The 21,186-nt window shown below is 38.6% G+C and carries 21 protein-coding genes and 1 other RNA gene; 7 read left to right on the top strand and 15 right to left on the bottom strand.

The features are described 5' to 3' along the window. Positions 1–28 precede the first annotated feature (28 nt). Both AC1M9J_RS02970 and AC1M9J_RS02965 read right to left on the bottom strand, forming a co-directional pair. Entirely contained in the window at positions 29–877 is an 849-nt protein-coding gene (locus AC1M9J_RS02970) for a 3'(2'),5'-bisphosphate nucleotidase CysQ family protein (RefSeq protein WP_481609588.1), read from the bottom strand. 321 nt (positions 878–1,198) lie between these two features. Continuing rightward, positions 1,199–1,336, bottom strand: a complete 138-nt coding sequence (locus tag AC1M9J_RS02965) for a hypothetical protein (RefSeq protein ID WP_171076720.1) — start codon at positions 1,334–1,336, stop codon at positions 1,199–1,201. Positions 1,337–1,633: 297 nt separating this feature from the next. Here AC1M9J_RS02965 and AC1M9J_RS02960 point away from each other — a divergent pair, with 297 nt between their 5' ends. The 4 genes from AC1M9J_RS02960 (at position 1,634) to AC1M9J_RS02945 (ending at position 4,635) form a co-directional block, all read left to right on the top strand. Beyond that, positions 1,634–2,326 (top strand): HAD-IA family hydrolase, encoded by a 693-nt coding sequence (locus tag AC1M9J_RS02960; RefSeq protein WP_481951835.1) that lies wholly within the window; start codon positions 1,634–1,636, stop codon positions 2,324–2,326. Beyond that, a complete protein-coding gene (locus AC1M9J_RS02955; protein WP_035263651.1) occupies positions 2,310–2,750 on the top strand; it encodes an RNA-binding S4 domain-containing protein in 441 nt (146 codons plus the stop codon). Before AC1M9J_RS02960 ends, AC1M9J_RS02955 begins: the two co-directional genes overlap by 17 nt. Before the next feature lie 146 nt (positions 2,751–2,896). Beyond that, positions 2,897–3,940: a recombinase RecA gene (gene recA / locus AC1M9J_RS02950; protein WP_035263652.1), complete on the top strand. Its 1,044-nt coding sequence runs from the start codon at positions 2,897–2,899 to the stop codon at positions 3,938–3,940. A gap of 119 nt (positions 3,941–4,059) precedes the next feature. Further along, a complete protein-coding gene (locus AC1M9J_RS02945; RefSeq protein WP_481951834.1) occupies positions 4,060–4,635 on the top strand; it encodes a regulatory protein RecX in 576 nt (191 codons plus the stop codon). 27 nt (positions 4,636–4,662) lie between these two features. On the opposite strand, the gene ffs is transcribed toward AC1M9J_RS02945, so the two are convergent. Further along, positions 4,663–4,759, bottom strand: an RNA gene (ffs, locus tag AC1M9J_RS02940) — signal recognition particle sRNA small type. A 285-nt stretch (positions 4,760–5,044) separates the two neighbouring features. On the opposite strand from ffs, the gene AC1M9J_RS02935 reads away from it, so the two are divergent. Further along, the gene (locus tag AC1M9J_RS02935; protein WP_481951833.1) at positions 5,045–5,872 is read left to right on the top strand and encodes a YbgF trimerization domain-containing protein; all 828 of its coding nucleotides are present in this window, start codon (positions 5,045–5,047) and stop codon (positions 5,870–5,872) included. Between the two features lie 46 nt (positions 5,873–5,918). Here the strand turns inward: AC1M9J_RS02935 and lpxA are convergent, their stop codons facing one another. The 12 genes from lpxA to rimO all read right to left on the bottom strand — a co-directional run bounded on the left by lpxA (position 5,919) and on the right by rimO (position 18,229). Then, complete coding sequence (gene lpxA / locus AC1M9J_RS02930; protein ID WP_035263657.1) at positions 5,919–6,707, bottom strand: acyl-ACP--UDP-N-acetylglucosamine O-acyltransferase; 789 nt, start codon at positions 6,705–6,707, stop codon at positions 5,919–5,921. Further along, positions 6,704–7,186, bottom strand: coding sequence for a 3-hydroxyacyl-ACP dehydratase FabZ (gene fabZ / locus AC1M9J_RS02925; protein WP_035263658.1), 483 nt, complete (start codon positions 7,184–7,186; stop codon positions 6,704–6,706). The genes lpxA and fabZ overlap by 4 nt, the downstream gene beginning before the upstream one ends. Position 7,187: 1 nt before the next feature. Continuing rightward, a complete protein-coding gene (lpxD, locus tag AC1M9J_RS02920) occupies positions 7,188–8,258 on the bottom strand; it encodes a UDP-3-O-(3-hydroxymyristoyl)glucosamine N-acyltransferase (RefSeq protein WP_092766345.1) in 1,071 nt (356 codons plus the stop codon). Positions 8,259–8,261: 3 nt separating this feature from the next. Beyond that, positions 8,262–8,750, bottom strand: a complete 489-nt coding sequence (locus tag AC1M9J_RS02915; RefSeq protein WP_373683274.1) for an OmpH/Skp family outer membrane protein — start codon at positions 8,748–8,750, stop codon at positions 8,262–8,264. Positions 8,751–8,778: 28 nt separating this feature from the next. Next, positions 8,779–11,301 carry an outer membrane protein assembly factor BamA gene (bamA, locus tag AC1M9J_RS02910; protein WP_092766346.1) on the bottom strand — a complete coding sequence of 841 codons (2,523 nt, stop codon included), beginning with the start codon at positions 11,299–11,301 and terminating at the stop codon, positions 8,779–8,781. A gap of 41 nt (positions 11,302–11,342) precedes the next feature. Beyond that, on the bottom strand, positions 11,343–12,698 hold the full coding sequence (gene rseP / locus AC1M9J_RS02905) for an RIP metalloprotease RseP (RefSeq protein ID WP_481595342.1): 1,356 nt from the start codon (positions 12,696–12,698) through the stop codon (positions 11,343–11,345). Between the two features lies 1 nt (position 12,699). Continuing rightward, entirely contained in the window at positions 12,700–13,896 is a 1,197-nt protein-coding gene (gene ispC / locus AC1M9J_RS02900) for a 1-deoxy-D-xylulose-5-phosphate reductoisomerase (RefSeq protein ID WP_481951832.1), read from the bottom strand. Next, complete coding sequence (locus AC1M9J_RS02895; RefSeq protein ID WP_035263666.1) at positions 13,897–14,721, bottom strand: phosphatidate cytidylyltransferase; 825 nt, start codon at positions 14,719–14,721, stop codon at positions 13,897–13,899. It lies immediately after the preceding gene. A gap of 2 nt (positions 14,722–14,723) precedes the next feature. Further along, a complete protein-coding gene (gene uppS / locus AC1M9J_RS02890; RefSeq protein WP_481587503.1) occupies positions 14,724–15,470 on the bottom strand; it encodes a polyprenyl diphosphate synthase in 747 nt (248 codons plus the stop codon). Positions 15,471–15,478: 8 nt separating this feature from the next. After that, a complete protein-coding gene (gene frr, locus AC1M9J_RS02885; RefSeq protein ID WP_481588194.1) occupies positions 15,479–16,033 on the bottom strand; it encodes a ribosome recycling factor in 555 nt (184 codons plus the stop codon). Between the two features lie 76 nt (positions 16,034–16,109). Beyond that, positions 16,110–16,838 (bottom strand): UMP kinase, encoded by a 729-nt coding sequence (gene pyrH / locus AC1M9J_RS02880; protein ID WP_035263670.1) that lies wholly within the window; start codon positions 16,836–16,838, stop codon positions 16,110–16,112. 47 nt (positions 16,839–16,885) lie between these two features. After that, positions 16,886–18,229, bottom strand: a complete 1,344-nt coding sequence (gene rimO, locus AC1M9J_RS02875) for a 30S ribosomal protein S12 methylthiotransferase RimO (protein ID WP_179998097.1) — start codon at positions 18,227–18,229, stop codon at positions 16,886–16,888. A gap of 361 nt (positions 18,230–18,590) precedes the next feature. Here rimO and glnL point away from each other — a divergent pair, with 361 nt between their 5' ends. Together glnL and glnG are read left to right on the top strand one after the other, a co-directional pair. After that, positions 18,591–19,700, top strand: a complete 1,110-nt coding sequence (gene glnL / locus AC1M9J_RS02870; RefSeq protein ID WP_180027802.1) for a nitrogen regulation protein NR(II) — start codon at positions 18,591–18,593, stop codon at positions 19,698–19,700. After that, entirely contained in the window at positions 19,687–21,177 is a 1,491-nt protein-coding gene (gene glnG / locus AC1M9J_RS02865; protein WP_481591044.1) for a nitrogen regulation protein NR(I), read from the top strand. Before glnL ends, glnG begins: the two co-directional genes overlap by 14 nt. Positions 21,178–21,186 lie beyond the last annotated feature (9 nt).

The following is a 21,186-nucleotide window of genomic DNA, read 5'->3' as shown; positions in this document are numbered from 1 at the left end:
AACACGATGAAATTATAGTTCCACTCCCCTAAAGTACATTTGACAACGCATCTAAAGCCAATTGCCTCATTTCAGGATCACGATAGGCGATAAAACCGTTATTCAAAACAGTATCACGCTGATTATAGGTAAATGGCACAGAATCTAAGGTCAATAAACCACCCCCTATACTCTCTAGCAAGCCTTGTCCAGCACTGGTGTCCCACTCAGAGGTTGGATGAAATCTTGGGTAAATATCTATCTCACCTTCAAGCATCATACAAAACTTATAAGCACTTCCAGCTTCACGACGTATAACCGGTATTTCTCTTTCAATATAATCAATATAGTGTTGATACTTAGGATTTTTACTACTATGACTCAGTCCAATTTGGATGGCATCGACTGGTGAGACTTTAAATTTGCAATATTTTTCCCAAATATTGTTCATAAATGAATATTTATAAGGAAGATCCGTCAAATAGCCCATATACATAACTTGCTCTGTCGGCACGACTATGACTGAAAATACAGTTTGATGGTTCTGAATAAGACTCAGATTAATCGTAAATTCATCACGCTCATGAATAAACTCCTTCGTACCATCCAAAGGGTCTAGCATCCAACATTGAGGCCATTCATGTCGCTCCGAATAATCACTTTCTTCAGAAATGATTGGAATATCAGGTGTAAGTTTTGCAAGCTCTCTGAGCAGATATTGATTGACCTTTAAATCTGCTTGAGTTACAGGAGAATGGTCATCTTTTTCGTTGATTTTAAAATCACGTCCAGCACAATAGTTTTGATATTCTTCTAATAATATTTGGCTTGCAACAGCCAAAATCGGAACCAAATTTAACATTTGTTGATCTTGGGGAGCATGCGTTGTGATAAACATGGATAAAACCTATTTTTTCTGGCGCTACACACTCTAAGCACGACGATCATATTAAGAACCTCAGCCTAAAATGCAGCGTGATTTAATTTGCATTGTTGGATTTATATTTATAGTAGCAAACCTATAAAATATAACCACTTTGAAACACATAACCCATTTCAATCATAAGAACTCTAACACTTTTAAAACAAAATCCGAAGCGTGATTGCCAACAACCCTCAATACATCTTAAATAACACCCGCAATAGTTCCAAAAATCAGAGCGCGCCTTAGAGTCAGTATCAACATAAAAAACAAGCCTTCTTAAAGAAGGCTTGTTTTTTATTTTTGCTCTTTGACTGGACTTTCAGGCTGTTCATTCGGTTTTTTTACAGGCTCTTTATTTTTAAAAGAGTCCTGATTCCCTTTATCCTCATTAGATTCTTTGTGTGGTTTCGAACTATTATCATGTTTTGTCATACTTCAAACTCCTATGCACCATTTTCAAAAAATATGATGCTTTCATAGCGACTTCTATACTATTTTTGTATTCATTCTCAAGATCTAAATTTGTGACCTCACACATCTAATTCGATATAATACGAATGGAATGAAATATAGAAGTAACCACGCACACCCTTTCTTGAAGTTCAATTTTAAAATGCTGATGCAAGTCCAACCTTTTGCATCAAATGATGGTGTAAATCGATATTTAAATAACACCCATTTTGTTGTTTTTATTTGTGCTAAATTGCAACAATACCTGAGGAAAGATGAATGAATAAACCCATCATCATGTTCGACATGGATGGAACCCTACTCGATCTTGCTTTTGACGATTTAATTTGGAATCACAAACTCCCTGAGCGACATGCCAAAACTCATCAAATCAGTTTAGAACAGAGCAATCAAATTCTATTTAAATTTTATCAAGATCATAAGCACACGCTCGATTGGTATTCTACGCGCTTTTGGACAGCCAAAGTCGGCATTGATACCTTTCAGCTTCAACACGATCACAAAGAATTCATCAAGCCGAGACAGGGATGCATTGCGTTATTATCAAGCCTTAAACAAGCTGGATACCGAATGTGGTTAGTCACCAATGCTGATGAAAGAGGTTTAGCATTGAAAATGAATCAAGTTGACCTTACCTCTTATTTTGAAGTGATGATCAGTAGCGAAACGATCGGTTTTGCTAAAGAACGTTTTGAATTTTGGGATCAATTACAGAAAATGCACCCATTTGAACCTCGTCACTGCGTTCTCGTTGATGATACAGCGGTAGTACTCGAAGGTGCTAAATCTTTTGGTATCGAACACCTGATCACAATTACCCAACCATCTAGCGCTCAACCTGAGCGCGAAAGGTCTAAACTTCAGTATCCTGCAATTAATGATCTAAGATCATTAATCCCCTATTTAAACCAAATTAACCATGAGAAAGAAATGAATGTCAAAACAGCATGAAACTAAAATCACTGATTCAATGCGAATTGATAAGTGGCTTTGGGCAGCACGCTTTTTTAAAACCCGCTCAATTGCCAAGGCAGCAATCGAAGGTGGTAAAGTTCATCACAACAATGATCGTGTTAAAGTTTCCAGAGAAGTACGTGTAGGAATGGAGTTAACGATTCAGCAGGGATTTGAAAAGAAAACCGTCATTGTGAAAGCATTATCATCTGTACGAGGCGGGGCACCTACTGCACAATTACTCTATGAAGAAACTGAGGTCAGTATCGCGCGTCGTGAGTTGCTTTCTGCACAAAGAAAATTGCATAATCTTGCACGACCAGATCATCGACCAAGCAAAAAAGATCGACGTGATATTACAAGATTCCGTCAACAAAATGGTCAGCAATATGACGAAGTTTGGTCATACGATGATGAATAAGTTAAAGCGACAAATACTGTCGTTTTGAAGTTTAAAATTATAGAACAGTTCGATTTTTTCTGTCACTATAAATGCCGTGGACATTAGACTTAATTAAAGACATCCACTTAAGTTATCAGTGATTTACATCGTTTTGAGGTTATGAGATGGATGATAATAAAAGCAAAGCACTGAGTGCTGCTTTAAGCCAAATTGAAAAACAATTTGGTAAAAATACGGTAATGCGCCTCGGTGACAATACTGTTCAAGCTGTAGAAGCTGTATCTACAGGCTCTCTTACATTGGATATCGCACTAGGTATTGGTGGTTTACCTAAAGGCCGTATTATTGAAATTTATGGTCCAGAATCATCAGGTAAAACCACCATGACACTTCAAGCGATTGCGCAATGTCAAAAAGCTGGTGGTACTTGTGCATTTATCGATGCTGAGCATGCTTTAGATCCTCAATATGCTCGCAAACTTGGTGTAGATATCGATAACTTATTGGTGTCACAACCTGATCACGGTGAACAAGCACTAGAAATTGCAGATATGCTGGTACGATCTGGCGCTATCGACTTAATTGTTGTCGATTCTGTAGCAGCCTTAACCCCTAAAGCCGAAATTGAAGGTGAAATGGGTGACTCTCATATGGGTCTACAAGCACGCTTGATGAGCCAAGCATTGCGTAAAATTACAGGTAATGCAAAGCGCTCCAACTGCATGGTGATCTTCATTAACCAAATTCGTATGAAAATTGGTGTCATGTTTGGAAGTCCAGAAACCACTACTGGTGGTAATGCGCTCAAATTCTATGCTTCTGTACGCTTAGACATTCGCCGTATTGGTCAAGTAAAAGAAGGTGATGAAATAGTTGGTTCTGAAACACGCGTTAAAGTGGTGAAGAACAAAATGGCACCTCCTTTCCGTGAAGCATTATTCCAAATCATGTACGGTAAAGGTACAAATCAGCTTGCTGAATTGGTCGATCTCGCTGTACAACAAGAACTTGTTCAAAAAGCTGGTGCTTGGTATTCATACCAAGGCAACAAGATTGGACAAGGTAAGAACAACGTGATTCGTCATCTTGAGGAAAATCCTCAACTTGCACAAGATCTTGATCGCATGATTCGTGAACAGTTGTTAACCACAGCGACTCCAGCTCCAACCGAAGAAAATGACGAAGAAGCTGATTTATTTGAAGTATAATTTTTCAAAAAATTTGAAATCGAAGCGCCCAAATTATGGGCGCTTTTGTTTAAGAGCATGGATTTAAAATGTCAGAGAAGTTTCCCAAGTTCATTCATTATGAGGACTTAAAATCAATAATGAATGAAGATGAACCTCAACATCTCATCAATGATCAACATGTGGCTAGCCAACACCCGAAAAATCAAGCATCAGATGAATGTGATTTAGATGACAACCATTCATCAGCTCTAGCACAAAATAAAGGCTTAACAGGAACTCGTTTGAGATCGTATGCATTTGCAGTCTTAACTCGCAAAGAATACTCAAAAAAAGACTTAATCGATAAACTTGCTTTGTATGCACAAAATAAAGAAGAGGTTTTGAGCTTAGTTGATGAGCTAGCGCGAGAAAATTATCAAAGTGATGCTCGCGTTGCAGAAATGACGGTACGCAGCCAATTACGCAAAGGAAAAGGTCCAAATCGAATAATGCTAGCGCTTAAAAGCAAACACGTTGATAAAGCCTTGGCTGAACCAGAAATGGAAGAAATAGATTGGTATGAACAAGCATACTTATTGAAAGTCAAAAAATATGGCTATGAAGTTGCTCAGGACGCAAAATTAAAAGGAAAACAAATTCGCTTTTTACAATATAGAGGCTTTGAAATGGATGCGATTATGAAAGCTATAAAACGAAAAGAGAATGAAGAATAAGAAATAAAATTATTATAATGGTGGCAACCCTACTAGCAAAACTCCGGCACATTATAGTTCTGATACCGTTGCTACCTTCCGGTCCTGGCGGGGTTCTCAGAGTACAATTGCGAAGCCACCAGCAGGGCTACCATTGCAAGAACAGAGTATAGAGATTTTTAACGATCTTGCAAGACCATAATGGGCTTTAAAGGCACTAAAAAAGTTCAAGTGAATATTTACTAATCTATTAACAACAAACTTGATATTTTTCATCTAAATAACTTCAACTTAAATTTCTTCATTTATACAGTTTCATTGTAAATTTATATTGATTTTAAATGCTATGACGTTTTTAATGATCTGATTATTAAGAATTGAAAATACTCAAAGTTCAAATTTGAGTATGGATACAAATGGAATAATGAACATGCTCAATAAGCGTACTTTTCTTGCACTAGCATTGATGAGCTCAACCTCAGTTTTTGCCAATATTCCTATCGAATCAAAAGGATTAAGCCAAAATTCGAGTTTGAACCAAACAGCAGTCGCAGCGAATAACACCGCTACAGCCCCTACCAACACCAGTTGGCATCTTATCCAACAAAATCAACGCTTAGAAAATCAAATTCGTGCACTTCAAGGCAAATTAGAAGAACAAGAACATCAAATTAATCAACTGACCAACGAATTAAAAAATCGCTATACAGATCTAGATCAAAGATTAGAACTCCTTCAACAAAAAATTGATCCTGTGGAGGAGTCCAATGCCGAAGATCCTAATACTGCACCACCCATTCCTAATGAGCCAACTGCACCAAGCACTAGCACTAACTCCAATACCACAGCATCACAAAATGCAACGAACTTGAATCAAACCAACCAACAAGAACTTGATAAAGCGGCTTATACAGTTGCCTTAGATGCATACAAACAAGGTGGCGCAAAAAAAGCCATTGCACCTATGCAAAACTTTGTACGTAACAATCCAAATAGTGTGTATACAGGTAATGCCTATTTTTGGTTAGCTGAATTCAATTTAGCAATTGAACCACCCAATTATGAAGAAGCAAGAAAACACTATGAAACTGTCGCTTCGAAGTTTCCAAATTCAGGAAAAGCAGCACGATCTTTATATCAGCTGTATAGCATCGCGAAAGATGTAAATAAAAACGCTCAAACTGCTGAAATTTATAAAAATAAACTACTAAGCACCTATCCTGACTCAGAAGAAGCTGGATATTTCAAAAAAAGTTAAATAAAAAAGACATCATAAGATGTCTTTTTTTTGCTAGCAAAAGCTCTTAACGAACAATACCGCGCTTAGATTCATTTAGAGAATCTATGAGGAGCTGAGCTTCAGAAACATTTGGTAAAATTTCAGCAGTAATCTGCTCAATGGCTTGTTGTGTCGTCAGACCACTTTTATAAATCAACTTAAATGATTCTCGTAAACCATTGATTACATCTTTGGACCAACCCTTACGACGCATACCTTCTACATTCATTCCAAATGCATGCGCCGGATTACCAGACACCATCACATAAGCAGGAACATCCTTCAAAATCAATGATGCTCCACCAATCATGCTGTATGAGTCGATTTTACAGAATTGATGAATACCGGAGTTGCCACCGACAACAACGAAGTCACCAACATGCACATGACCTGCGACACCAACATTGTTTGCAAAAATGTTGTTATTACCCACCACACAGTCATGCGCAATATGCGTATTGACCATCAACAGATTATTACTACCAATTTTAGTAATACTTTGATCCTGCACTGTACCGCGATGCAGACTGCAATGCTCACGAATTTTGTTGTTGTCGCCAATCTCAAGCCAAGTTTCTTCACCAGCATACTTAAGATCCTGACACACCTCACCCACACTGGCAAACTGGAAAATTTCGTTTGATTTACCGATGCGAGTATATCCACCAACCACCACATGAGAATGTAACACTGTCCCACTATCAATCGTCACATGAGGACCAATAATCGAATAAGGACCAATTTTTACATCAGAAGCAATCGTTGCCGTAGGATCAATAATTGCTGTAGGGTGGATTAAATCACTGTTACTCATGCTTGCTCTAATTTCTGATGAGAAATAATAATTTCAGCTGTCGCTGCAATTACACCATCAACGCTCGCACTACAAAGATACTTGTAAATACCACGTTTCTGCATTACAAGCTCTGATTTTAACACGAGTTGATCACCAGGAACGACTTGTTTTTTAAAACGAACTTTTTCAGCGCCAGCGAAAAGAAAAAGTGAACCAGGTTTGGGTTTTTCATTGTTCATGATAAAGCCAAGAACGCCAGAAATTTGTGCCATCGCCTCAACGATTAAGACACCCGGCATGATTGGATAACCTGGAAAATGACCTTGCATAAACTCTTCATTTATGGAGACATTTTTAAATCCGACAATTCCATTCTCAGTCACTTCTGTAACACGGTCTACCAATAGAAATGGATAACGATGCGGCAAATATTCACGAATTGTTTGAATATTCATCGGCAATTCAGGAATTGAAAAAGATAAAGTAGACTCTGTCATATTATTTACGCAATTTTAAAGTTGATTCGATTGACTCTAACTGAGCCTGCATATCATCTATTTGTTTGACTAATTTGGTCAATGGCACATCTGCTAATTGTCTTAGACGAACAACTGTTCGTTTCCAACGAGAATTTTCGAGCAATCCCATTCCTGAAGAATATGTACCAGCTTCTAAAATGCTACCTGTGACCATTGACATTCCAGTTAGCGTCACATTATCTACAATTTTAAGATGTCCTGAGATACCACAAGCACCTGCAAGGATACAGTTTTTGCCAATCACAGTACTGCCCGCAATACCGCATTTTGCAGCAATTGCAGTATTTTCACCGATTTGAACGTTGTGTGCGACTTGCACAAGATTATCAATAATCACACCATCATGAAGTATAGTGTCATCTAAAGCGCCACGATCAATACTACAGTTAGAACCAATTCTGACATCATTTCCAATTTGAACAGACCCGAGTTGAGCAATTCGGTTCCACTTACCTTGATAAGGAGCAAAGCCAAAACCCTCTCCTCCAATTACGGTATTCGCATGGATACGAACACGTTTAGCAATTTTAGATCGACCCGTAATCGTAACATGCGAATCAATGAAACAATCCTCACCGATTTCAACATACTCATCAATTTTAGTTTGCGAATGAATTACTGTATTTGAACCAATCACGGCATGTGGGCCAACTACAACGTAATGACCAATGTATACATTATCTCCAATCATAGCACTCGGATCGATTACTGCGGTGGCCTCGATTCCACGTTGCACAGTTTTAGATTCGAACACATGAGTTAAAATCGCGAAAGCAAGATACGGATTTTGTACGACAATAAAATTATTATGCTGATTAAGCTGAGCCTGCATCTCAGAAGTGACAATTAAGGCACCTGCTTGAGATGAAATCGCTTCGTCTAAATACTTATCAGAATTTACAAAAGAAATTTGGTTTGAATTCGCTTGAGTTAAACTTGCAAGACCCTCTAGCAACAGATCTGCATCACCAATAACTTGGCCTTGTACAAGTTTGGCCAAGTGATCGAGACGAAATTGATTTGATTTCATTGACTATTTGATTGCATTAACCTTTTGAATCATTTTAGCAGTTAAATCGTATTTTGGGTCATATGCCAAGGCAGCATTTTTATTTAAAACTAAATCAAGATTATTTTCTTTGCGCAATTGTTCAGCAACTTGTTTAATTCTTGAGTCGAAAACTTTATTTGTATTTTGAATGGTGCTTTGAACACGTGATTGAACAGTCTGTTGCAAAGATTGAAATTCGTTCATCTTCGTTTGATATTGAGAGGATAGTTGCTGGGCATTCGATTGATTGGCTTGAGCTGATTTAGCCAACGCTTCAATTTCTTTACCCAATTGTTCTAATTTTACCGTTTGCGGTTTAATTGTCTGCTCAAGCTGAGTATTCTGCTGTTTTAAGTACGTGCTATTTTCAACGACTTTTTCTAAATCAATTACCCCATATCCTGCTGCATGCGCAAAGCCAACTACAGATGTGAGTAAAACCGTTGAAATCGTTGTTTTAAACATATTCATTATTATTCCTTAAAGGCAAAAGGCCGTACTAGAAAGTACGACCAATTTCAAATTGAACAGACTTAGTTTCATCACCAGGCTTATCATTCAGAGGGTACGCATAGCTTAATGATAGTGGACCAATCATCGTAATCCATGTGAAGCCTACACCAACACTATATCGCATATTTCCAGCATCGAAACCAAAGTTGTCTTTACAGTATTGTCTAGCATCGAATGCAGTCGAATTGGTTGCGCCAAAATAAATATTTCCAGTAGGTACGTCACATTGAGTGTCGAACACTTGAGCACCTTCTGCAAAAATAACAGGACGGACCTGTCGCGCCCAGTCGCCTTTAAAAGGAACTGGTAAGATTAATTCAGTACCAAATTGAACTAATGCATTACCCCCCACCTCTTCAGGGTTTCTATCTTCTCGAGTTAGAGCAGCATCTGTAATACTCGGATATTTTGGACCTAATGTACTATTATCATAACCACGAACAGACCCATAACCACCAGCGTAATAGTTTTTATAGAATGGTAAATCATTACCGAAACCTACCTTACCATAACCACGCCATACAAAATCCTTTCCTAAAGGAATAAAGGCTTGAGTATCGTATGTTACCTTCTGATATTCAACATCACTACCCGGCAATGCAATCTCTGCATTAACACGATGAGACATACCCGACGTTGGGAAGCGTGGATTATTTAATGTGTTATAAGACCAACCTAAATTTAAACTATAAGTAAAGAAATCACCTTTAAACTCATTACCGTACTCAACTTCAGGTTCAGAGCAAGGTTCATAACCAATTACATTACCGTTATCATCTTTAATTGGCTCTAAGTCGACTGGACAATACTTACCAGTACTTGTTTCCCTACCACCATTGGCAAGTAAATAATCACGCACATAAGTAGAAACAAATGGACCAGTCGTTACTTCAGTTTGATCAATATTAATACCAGCACTTAAGCTCTGATTCTCATCAATTGGGTAACCAAAGCTCAGACCACCACCGAAGCTATCTGTAACATAATTGTTAACGTTATAGTCTTCATCTAATTTCGTCTTACGATAATAGAGATTGTAACCACGGCTGACACCATCAATTGTAAAGTATGGATCAGTAACACTTAGGTTATAATAATCTTGTGTCTCAGAACGAGAAAGATCAATCGCTACACGGTTACCTGTACCTAAGAAGTTAGTTTGACTTAAGCCTGCTTGGAACGTAATACCCCCGTTTTGCGAATAACCAACAGCTAAAGTACTTGATCCTGAGTGTTGTTCTTCAACAGCGATATTCAAATCGATTTGATCAGGCGCTCCTGGAACACGTACCGGCTTAACATCAACTTTGCTGAAAAATCCAGTACGCATCAAACGGACTTTTGAAAGATCAATTTTTTCATTACTCGCTAATGCGCCTTCCATCTGGCGCATTTCACGACGTAAAACTTCATCAGCAGTCTTGGTATTACCTGTAAAATTAATACGTCTAACCGTAACTTGCTGACCTGGATTGATGTAATAATTCAAATTAACTTTTTTTGTTTCATTGTCAATTTGAGGCACAACATTAATTTCCGCATAGTAATAACCAGCATTACCATACTTACGCTGTAATAACTGTTTTACTGCATTCACCAACTCTTGTGAGTAAGTTGCATCATCTTTATAAATCTTTAGTGCACGAAGATCTTCGTCTTTATATAAAGCATCACCTAAAAATTTGGTTTCACCAAATTTAAATTGCTCACCCTCATTCATTGAAACTTCAATGAAAATATTTTTTTTATCTTCACTGATATTCAAATTAGAGTTGGTAATTTCAAAATTGATATAACCTTTATTAAGGTATAATGCTCTTAATGCTTCAAGGCTTGCTGCCATTTTTTCACGCGCGTAGCGATCATTTCTGGAAATGACAGATAACCATCCGCTTTCCTTGACAGCAAAGACTTGCTTAATTTCATCGTCTTTAAATACAGTATTACCAATTAAATTAATTTCAAAAACTTTAGCTGGTTTACCTTCAATGAAATTAATATTGACATCTACACGGTTATTAGCTTTTGCAACAGTTTCAACCTGAATATCAGCATTGTAGCGACCTTGTTGTGAATACTGTTGTTCAAGCTCGGTTTCTAGCGTCTGAAGTGCAGATTTTGTGAGCACCTCACCTTCAGCTAGACCCATTTTCTTCAAGCCCTCTTCCAAGGCTTCTTTTGGAATGAGCTTATTACCCTTGAAATTGATTTTAGAAATAATAGGACGTTCAACGACTTTGAAAACCAAAACATCGTTTTCTTTGAAAGCTTGAATATCATCAAACGAATTAGAGGCATACAACGCACGAATCGCATTCGCAATCACTGGATCATTAATGCGATCCCCAGCATTCACCGGTAACATTGCGAGTACATTAGCTTGCGTTAGTCGAACTAATCCATCAACACGCACATCCCGCGCGATAAACTCGTCTGCTGCATATACTTGTTGTACTGCTGCCATTGCGCTAACGAGTGCCAATGGCATAAATAAATGTTTGTGCTGCATGCCTATTGTTTTCCAGTAAGTTAATTATCCATCTATAACGCTTATAAACGCATAAAATCATTAAATATTGCGAGAAACATCATACTTCCCAGCAACACCATACCAATTTTTAATCCAACCAATTGTATTTGTTCAGAAACAGGTTTACCACGAATTAATTCAATTATGTAATAAACTAAATGCCCACCATCCAACATCGGAATCGGAAGCAAATTTAATATACCCAAACTTACACTCATTAATGCCATAAATGAAATGAAAGTTTGCCACCCCATTTCAGCACTTTGACCTGCAACTTTAGCAATCGTAATTGGACCCGAGAGATTATCCAACCCAATCAATCCACGAATCATTTTGACAATTGAGCCAAGTATCATAGAAGATAATTGACCCGTTTTTTCAACCGCAACCACGAAAGCTTCCGCTGGATTATATTGAATTGTATGCTTATATTCAGCAGGAATATTGATCTGACCAGATTGAGCTTGCACTCCCAACATTCCTGTCGTATTGCCCATATTGTCACGCTTTCCTTGCGGCATGACCTTTAATTGAACAATCTCGCCTTGACGCATCACTTCAATATTCAATAGTTTTTCTGGTGATTTTTGTACTATATCAACAACTTCAAACCAATCGTTAATTTTTTTATTATCAATCGCGACAATTACATCACCTTCTTTCATCCCTTGGCGTATAGCAGCACCATCTTCAGATAATTTATGCACAACTGGTTGAATATGAGGTCGATATGGTAAAAACCCCAAGACATCCAAAGGTGATTGAGACTGATCTTTTAAAAAATGCTGAATCGGTAAATTAAAAGTTTGTACCTGACCATCACGATCAGCTTGAATTTGAATCGTACCACTTTCACCTACGCGATCAATCAGCGCATAATTCAATTTTTCCCAAGTTGGCGTCGCAGTTCCATCCACAGCTATGATTTTATCACCAGAACGCATCTCTACTTGTGCGGCTGGCGTATTTTCAATCACTTTACCAACTCGAGTGTTTAATTGTTCCTGAGCTGGTAAGAACAGAATCCAAAACAGTAAAACAGCAAAAATTAAATTAACAAGTGGTCCCGCAGCAACGATTGCAATTCGTTTTAAAGGGGATTGCCGATTAAACGCATAAGGTAAATCTTCTGCACTTACATTACCTTCACGCTCATCTAGCATTTTTACATAACCACCTAAAGGTAATGCAGAGAGCTGATATTGAATGCCTGACTTTTTAGAGGTCCACTTTAGAACTGTTGGACCAAATCCAATTGAATACACAAGAACCTTAACGCCAAGTTTTCGTGCTACCCAGTAATGTCCAAATTCATGAATTGCAATCAATGGACCTAGAAGCAAAATAGCCGCGACGATAATGAAAAGTATATTCATCTTAGGTACTCAGTGAATTCGTGAGTTGAATAGCATAGCGACGTGAAAGCGCATCAGTCTCTAGGATTAGCTCTAAAGAATCAGCATTTGAATTTTGAATATGGTTCAAAGTGGATTCAACAACTTTAGGAATATCTAAAAATTTGATTTTATTTTTTAAAAATGCTTCAACCGCGATTTCGTTTGCAGCATTTAAGATCGCAGGCGCCAATCCTCCAGATTTCATTGCTTCACGAGCCAATTGCAACGCTGGAAAGCGTACAGTATCAGGCTGCATAAAATTAAGCGTATCGTTTAGAAATAAATCTAGCGGAGGAACATGTGTTTCAATCCGATCTGGCCATGCAAATGCATGTGCAATCGGCGTACACATATCAGGATTACCCATTTGAGCCAAAGTACTACCATCAACATACTGAACCATTGAGTGAATAATACTTTGTGGGTGCACAACCACTGTAACAAAATGTTCTTGAATTGAAAATAAATGACAGGCCTCGATCAACTCGAGACCTTTGTTCATTAGCGTTGCCGAATCAACTGATATCTTCTGCCCCATAGACCAATTAGGGTGCTTACAAGCCTGTGCAGGTGTCACATTACTGAGCTCATCTAGCGTATGATGCAAAAATGGACCGCCAGAAGCAGTCAACAAAATTTGTGAAACACCTAACTGGGGTTTACCACCTGTATCTAATTGTAAATAATTTTGAGGCAGGCACTGAAATATTGCGTTATGTTCAGAATCTACAGGTAATAATAAGGCTTTATTCTCTTTAGCGGCCTTCATCATGATGTCACCAGACATCACCAACGATTCTTTATTTGCTAGAAGAACACGCTTACCAGCTTGAACAGCAGCGAGTGTTGGCAATAATCCTGCCGCACCCACTATCGCCGCCATCACGATATCAACCTGAGGATGCTCAGCAACAGCGATTAAACCCGACTCATCAGAGAGAATTTCGGTTGAAGTGATATTTTTTAATTTGAAAAATTGATGTAGTTCATCCACCTTGCCTGAAGGTACAACAGCATACTGTGGATGATATTGTTGACATATTTCGCTTAACTGCTCTACACGACTAAATGCAGATACCGCAAAAACATTGTACTTCTCTGGATGTCGATCAATGACTTTTAAGGTACTTTGTCCAATTGAACCCGTTACACCTAATATACATACTGATTGAGACATCTATAAATCTACACCAACAAGTTTTAAAACAAATATTCCCGCAGCAAAAATAGGTGCGGCAGCAAGCAATGAGTCAATGCGATCTAATACACCACCATGACCAGGCAAAATACGACCTGAATCCTTAATACCTGCACGACGCTTAATCATTGATTCAAATAAATCACCTTGAACTGAGCTAAATACTGTCAGCACAGATAGGAGTAAAAATAGAATATGCTCTACTGCGGTTAAATCTAAATAGTTAAATTGTACAAATAAGATAACAATGATGACTGTAATTACACCACCGATTAACCCTTCAATAGATTTATTCGGGCTCACCTCAGGTGCAAGCTTACGCTTACCAAGCTTCCTACCTACAAAATACGCCCCACTATCAGCACCCCACACTAAGAGGAATAGATACATGAGCCACCAAGGTGAACTTATCCAGACTTCGTATATTGCCGATACTGCAGCGCTAATAATCACTACACCAATCCAATTCAGTGAAGTGTTATACCACGCATCATAAAGAGGATATTGCTTAACCCAATAAATGGTAATAACCCAAGTAATAATCGAAGCACTCCACAACAGCAGTACTAGATCATCAAAATAAAGCGCAATTGCAGAAAATACCGCAGTGATTACACCAAAGCATCCTGCTTTAAATTTATTCACTTGATCAGTTTGACGAGGCATGAGTTTAAACCACTCATAGCCAGCCCCCCCGGCAGCGATAATCATTAACGCTAACATTGGATAAATGGATGTAGTTGCAAACATACAGCTCAAGACTACAGCCACTAAAATCAATGCGGTAATTATCCGCTCTAACATTATTAGTTCTCTATTTTCTCTTGTTGGACCTGCTCAGAGGTTTTTCCAAAGCGCCTTTCACGCCCTAAAAACACACCAAAGGCATGATCCAATTCTTCTGTTGTGAATTCTGGCCACAACGTCTCAGTAAAATACAACTCAGCATATGCAGATTGCCATAATAAAAAATTAGACAATCGATAATCACCACCAGTACGAATCAATAAGTCGACTGGAGGTAAGTCACCTAAACTGACATGCTGAGCAAACAAATCAACATCAACTTGATCAACATCAATTTTTTGTTCTTTGACGAGTTGTGCGATTGTTTTAGCAGTTTGTGCGATATCCCACATTCCACCATAGCTCACAGCAATTGTGAGCGTCATTTCTGTGAAAGTAGCAGTCCTTTGTTCTGCTTGCAACATTAATTGTTGCAATTCTGGCGATAAACGAGAGCGATCCCCGATGAATCTAAGCCCAATCTGAAACTTTATCATTCGAGGAATTTGTTCATTAATCGTCTCTTCCAACAGTTTCATGAGCAAATCAACTTCGTATTGAGGTCGATTCCAGTTTTCACTTGAGAAGGCATAAACAGTAAGTGCTTTTACACCCACTTTACGACAATGCTCTACAATCGGATCAAGGACATTTTTTCCTTCACGGTGTCCATCACCTTTTTGTAGATGTTTCTTTTTTGCAAAACGATTGTTGCCATCCATAATGATGGCAACATGTTGAGGCAGAAGCTCTGCTGAGATGGTCATTATATAGCTTAGACCTTCATCAACTCTGCTTCTTTTGCTGCTAAACGCTTTTCAACTTCAGCAACAAATTTATCTGTGATTTTTTGGATTTCATCGCCAGCACGACGCTCATCGTCTTCAGAAATTTCTTTTTCTTTCAGCAACGCTTTAATATCACCTAATACATCACGGCGAATATTACGAATCGCAACTTTTGCATTTTCAGCCTCGTTACGTGCCACTTTTTGCATATCACGGCGTGTTTCTTCAGTTAATGCCGCCATTGGTACACGAATTGAATCAGCAGTAATTGGGTTCAAACCTAAATCTGACTCACGAATTGCTTTATCAATTGCAGCAACCATATTGCGCTCGAAAGGTTGAACAAGCAATGTACGCGAATCTTCAACACCAATGTTAGCAACTTGGTTTAATGGCACATCAGAGCCATAGTAAGGAACCATTACGCCGTTAAGAATTGATGGATGTGCACGACCTGTACGAACTTTAGCAAAACCATGCTCTAATGAGTCCAATGATTTATTCATGCGCTCTTCAGCATCTTTTTTAAGATCGTTAATCATGTGATCTTCCTTACCTAATTCTCAAAATTTAAATCAAAATAGTGTTTAGTATAAATAGCTTTGAAAGCCACGTACATCAATTAGTAACGTGAGTACCTTCTTTTTCACCCATAACCACTGACAATAACGCACCTGATTTATTCATATCGAATACTTGAAGTGGAACATTATGGTCACGGCATAAGCAAATCGCGGTTAAATCCATTACACCAAGTTTCTCATCTAAGACTTGGTCAAATGTTAATGCATCATATTTAACAGCATCTTCGTATTTGCTTGGATCTTTATTGTAGACACCATCTACCTTCGTCGCTTTAAGAATTAAGTTGGCCTCAATCTCAATACCACGTAAGCAAGCAGCGGTATCTGTCGTAAAGAATGGATTACCAGTACCCGCCACAAACACACAAACTTCACCATTATTTAAATGACGAATCGCATCACGGCTAGAATATGATTCTACAACTGTACCGATTGGTAATGCTGACATTAAACGGGTTTTAATATTACGACGTACCAATGCATCTCGTAGCGCCAAACCGTTCATCACAGTTGCTAGCATACCCATTTGATCACCTGTTACGCGACCAACCAACCCATCTTGCTGTAATTGGCTACCACGATAAAGGTTACCACCACCCACAACGATACCAACTTGCACACCTAGACCAACCAAGTGAGCAATAGATAAAGACATTTGATCAAGCACTTGTGCATCGATACCCATATCTTTATTGCCTGCTAGCGCTTCACCCGAAAGTTTTAGCAGAATACGACCAAAGCGTGGTTTTTTAGAATCTAACATTACAAACTCCAATATCCGAATTCATTTATAAGTATTACTTCAAACAATTATGCGGTTTTAATTTCAATCAATTCTGCATAAAGGTCGTATTCATCCGCATCAGTGATTTTAACAACCAGTAAATCACCTGCTTTAATCATGCTCTTATCAATATCTTCCACAAAGACATTTCCATCAATTTCAGGGGCATCTGCATAAGAACGCGCCACTGCAACTGGAAACTCTTCTTCTAGATCATCAACCAGCACAGTCATGGTTTGACCAATACGCTTTTGTAGTTTTGCAGCAGAAATTTCTTGCTGAACCTGCATAAAGCGTTCGTAGCGTTCCTGTTTAATTTCTTCAGGCACATGATCTGGCAGATCATTTGCAGTTGCACCTTCAACTGGAGAGTATGTAAAACAACCAACGCGATCGAGCTGAGCTTCTTTCAACCAATCTAGAAGTTGCACGAAATCTTCTTCAGTTTCACCCGGGAAGCCAACAACAAATGTAGAACGAATGACTAAATCAGGACACTTTTCACGCCAAACTTTTAAACGCTCTAGCGTGTTTTCACTATGCGCTGGACGCTTCATCAGTTTTAAAATTTTAGGGCTAGCGTGTTGGAATGGAATATCTAAGTAAGGCAAGATCTTACCCTGTGCCATCAAATCGATAACCGCATCAACATGTGGATATGGGTAGACATAATGCAGACGCACCCAAATACCCAATTGACCTAATGCTTCACACATATCGTAGAACTTAGTTTTTACAGGCTGACCATTCCAAAAATCAAGCTTGTATTTTGTATCAACACCATATGCCGAAGTATCTTGAGAAATAACCAAGACTTCCTTCACACCAGATCGTTTTAAAGCCGCCGCTTCTTCTAATACAGAACCAACTGGGCGAGATACCAGATCGCCACGCATACTTGGGATAATACAGAAGGTACAACGATGGTTACACCCTTCAGATATCTTCAAATATGCATAATGTTTTGGTGTTAGTCGAATACCTTGTTCTGGTACAAGATCAATAAACGGATTGTGTTTAGGGGGTTCAGGAACATATTGATGCACAGCTTCCATTACTTCTTGATAAGCTGCTGCACCAGTAACTTTAAGTACGTTTGGATGCATTTGACGAATTTTTTCTTCATCTTTACCCAAACAACCTGTTACGATGACGCGACCGTTCGCACTCATCGCCTCGCCAATCGCGTCTAATGACTCTTGTACTGCAGATTCAATAAAACCACAGGTATTAACAACAACTAAATCAGCACCGTCATAATCCGACGCTACATCATAACCTTCAGTTTTTAACTGAGTAAGAATTCGCTCGGAATCTACCAATGCCTTAGGACAACCTAAAGAAACAAAACCGACTTTGGGGGATTTCATGAATCTGCGCTCCACTAGAATCCGCGTATTGTATGTCTTTTCAATTCATAAAAACAGTTGAAAACCCCACTCTTTGCATAACGCACCAAAATATTCCTATAAATTTTAAAAAATATTGCAATCGCACCAATATGATGCATTATTAAATAAACCCAACTTTGCATGAATATTTTGCAATCGCTTCGCGCTTTTTTTCTTAATAAATGAGTTCATTTTAGTTGTATTTAACGATTTCAAACAAAGTTGGCTCATATTTTGCTTTATTTGAGGACGTTAAAATTAAATAACTCCCTCTTTGTGAGCAGTGATGGAAAAACTCATAGATGCAATTGCTCTATTTTAAGACAGGATTTTGAGGTTAATGAATCAACAACCAACGATTGATTACCGTTTACTCGTAGACAACTTGAGCACTGCGATACTTTTAGTCGATAGTGAATTAAATATTTTTTATTTAAATTCCTCATGTGAAGCACTCTTTGATATCAGCTTATTAAGAGCATCAGGTCAATCTGTGCTCAGTATTTTACAATCTCCAGGTGATTCATTTAACACAGAAGAAGCACTCACGAATACATTACTCACGGGGCAAGCTTATACCCGCCGTGAAGCGACTATTATTGTGAACTTTAAAGATGTACATGTTGACTATTCTGTTGCCCAACTTAACACTGGCAAAAGTTATCACCCCCTCCTTCTGATTGAACTCAATCCAATTGATCGAATGTTGAAAATTTCTAAAGAAGAAAATTTTATTCAACAACATCAGGTCGCACGCCAATTAATCAGAGGTGTCGCGCATGAGATTAAGAATCCATTAGGGGGCATACGTGGCGCAACTCAATTATTGGCACGTAGTTTAAATGATCCTGAATATAAAGAATTTACGGACATTATTATTAGTGAAGTAGATCGCCTGAGAAATCTTGCTGACACAATGCTCGGTTCTCGGCAGTTACCAAGCTATGAACCTGTAAATATTCACGAGCCTTTGGAACGCGTTCGTTCTCTGATTGTGAACCAAACAAAAAAGAAAATTAAAATTACTCGTGATTATGATCTTTCTTTACCTGATGTTGAAGCAGATCGGGATCAACTTATTCAAGTGATGTTGAACATCAGTGTAAATGCTATTCAGGCCATGACTGAAAATAAAGAGTTTTTTCAAGACACTCAACCTGAATTAACCCTGCGTACACGTATTCATCGCCTTGTCACGATTAACGGAACTTTACATCGCTCAACTGTTCGAATTGATATCGAAGATAACGGCCCTGGCGTTCCAGAGGAAATTTTAGAGTCCGTATTTTATCCATTAGTCACAGGACGCGCTAAAGGAACAGGCTTAGGTCTGAGCATCGCACAAAATATTATGCATCAACACAATGGAATGATTGAATGCCAATCTGTTCCAGGCAAAACCGTATTTAGTCTTTATATACCTTGGGAGTTAAACCATGTCGCGAAATAAAATTTGGGTAATAGATGACGATCGCGCCATGCGTTGGGTTCTAGAAAAAACATTTAAAGAAGAAGGTTTAGATGTTACCAGTTTCGAAGAAGCTCAATCTGCACTGGATCAGTTACTTGATGATACACCTGATGTAATTTTGACAGATATACGGATGCCAGGAATTGATGGTCTTACCTTTCTCGCTAAAGTCAAAGGTCATTATCCTGATCTACCTGTGATCATCATGACGGCACATTCGGATCTAGAGTCAGCAGTATCAAGCTATCAAACGGGTGCTTTTGAATATTTACCAAAACCATTTGATATTGATGAGGCTTTAGCACTTGTCAATCGTGCCATCATGCACATTAATAAGCTCCAACAACAAGAATCTGCGAAATCATCCGTACAGCCAATTCAATCAACTGAGATCATTGGAGAATCTCCTGCAATGCAGGAAGTCTTCCGAGCAATTGGACGTTTGTCGCAATCACACATTACGGTATTAATTAATGGTGAGTCAGGTACAGGTAAAGAGTTAGTCGCTCATGCATTGCATCGTCATTCACCACGTAGCAGCAAGCCATTTATTGCGCTTAATATGGCTGCCATTCCGAAAGATTTGATTGAAACTGAATTATTTGGTCATGAAAAAGGTGCATTCACTGGCGCTAATACTCAGCGACAAGGTCGTTTTGAGCAAGCCAATGGCGGTACATTATTCCTTGATGAAATTGGGGACATGCCATTCGAAACCCAAACGCGTTTATTGCGTGTTTTAGCTGATGGCGAGTTTTATCGCGTCGGTGGACACATTCCAGTGCGTGTTGATGTCCGCATTGTCGCTGCGACTCACCAAGATCTAGAAAAATTAGTACATGATGGACGCTTCCGTGAGGATCTTTATCATCGTCTGAATGTAATTCGTATTCATATTCCTAAACTTGCTCACCGCTCGGAAGACATTCCGATGCTCGCACAACACTTTCTCGCACGAGCAGGTAAAGAACTTGGTGTAAGTCCAAAGATTTTACGTACAGAAACTATTGAATACATGAAACAGTTGCCTTGGCAAGGTAATGTACGTCAACTTGAAAACACATGTCGCTGGCTGACAGTGATGATTACTGGAAGAGAGGTTTACCCAGAAGATCTTCCTTCTGAGTTAAAACAACTACCAATCCAAAAATCTGATGATCCAAATCATCCACACAATCAAGCAGATCGTATCGCTATTCAGCATTGGGATGAGTTGCTTAGTCAGTGGGCTGTACAAAAACTCAAAAATGGCGAAATGAAATTATTGGATATCGCCACGCCTATGTTTGAACGCACCTTAATTAATGCGGCACTACAACAAACTCGAGGAAGAAAACGCCATGCTGCTGAGCTTTTAGGTTGGGGTCGCAATACCTTGACTCGTAAGCTAAAAGAATTAGGAATGGATACTGCTGAAGATGATGAAGATGAAGTTGTAAGCACTACTGCCGAGTAAACTTCTAGA

Source organism: Acinetobacter sp. ANC_7588, assembly GCF_056783995.1.
Note: the sequence above shows the minus strand (reverse complement) of the source record. Positions and strands in the feature narration are given on the sequence as shown.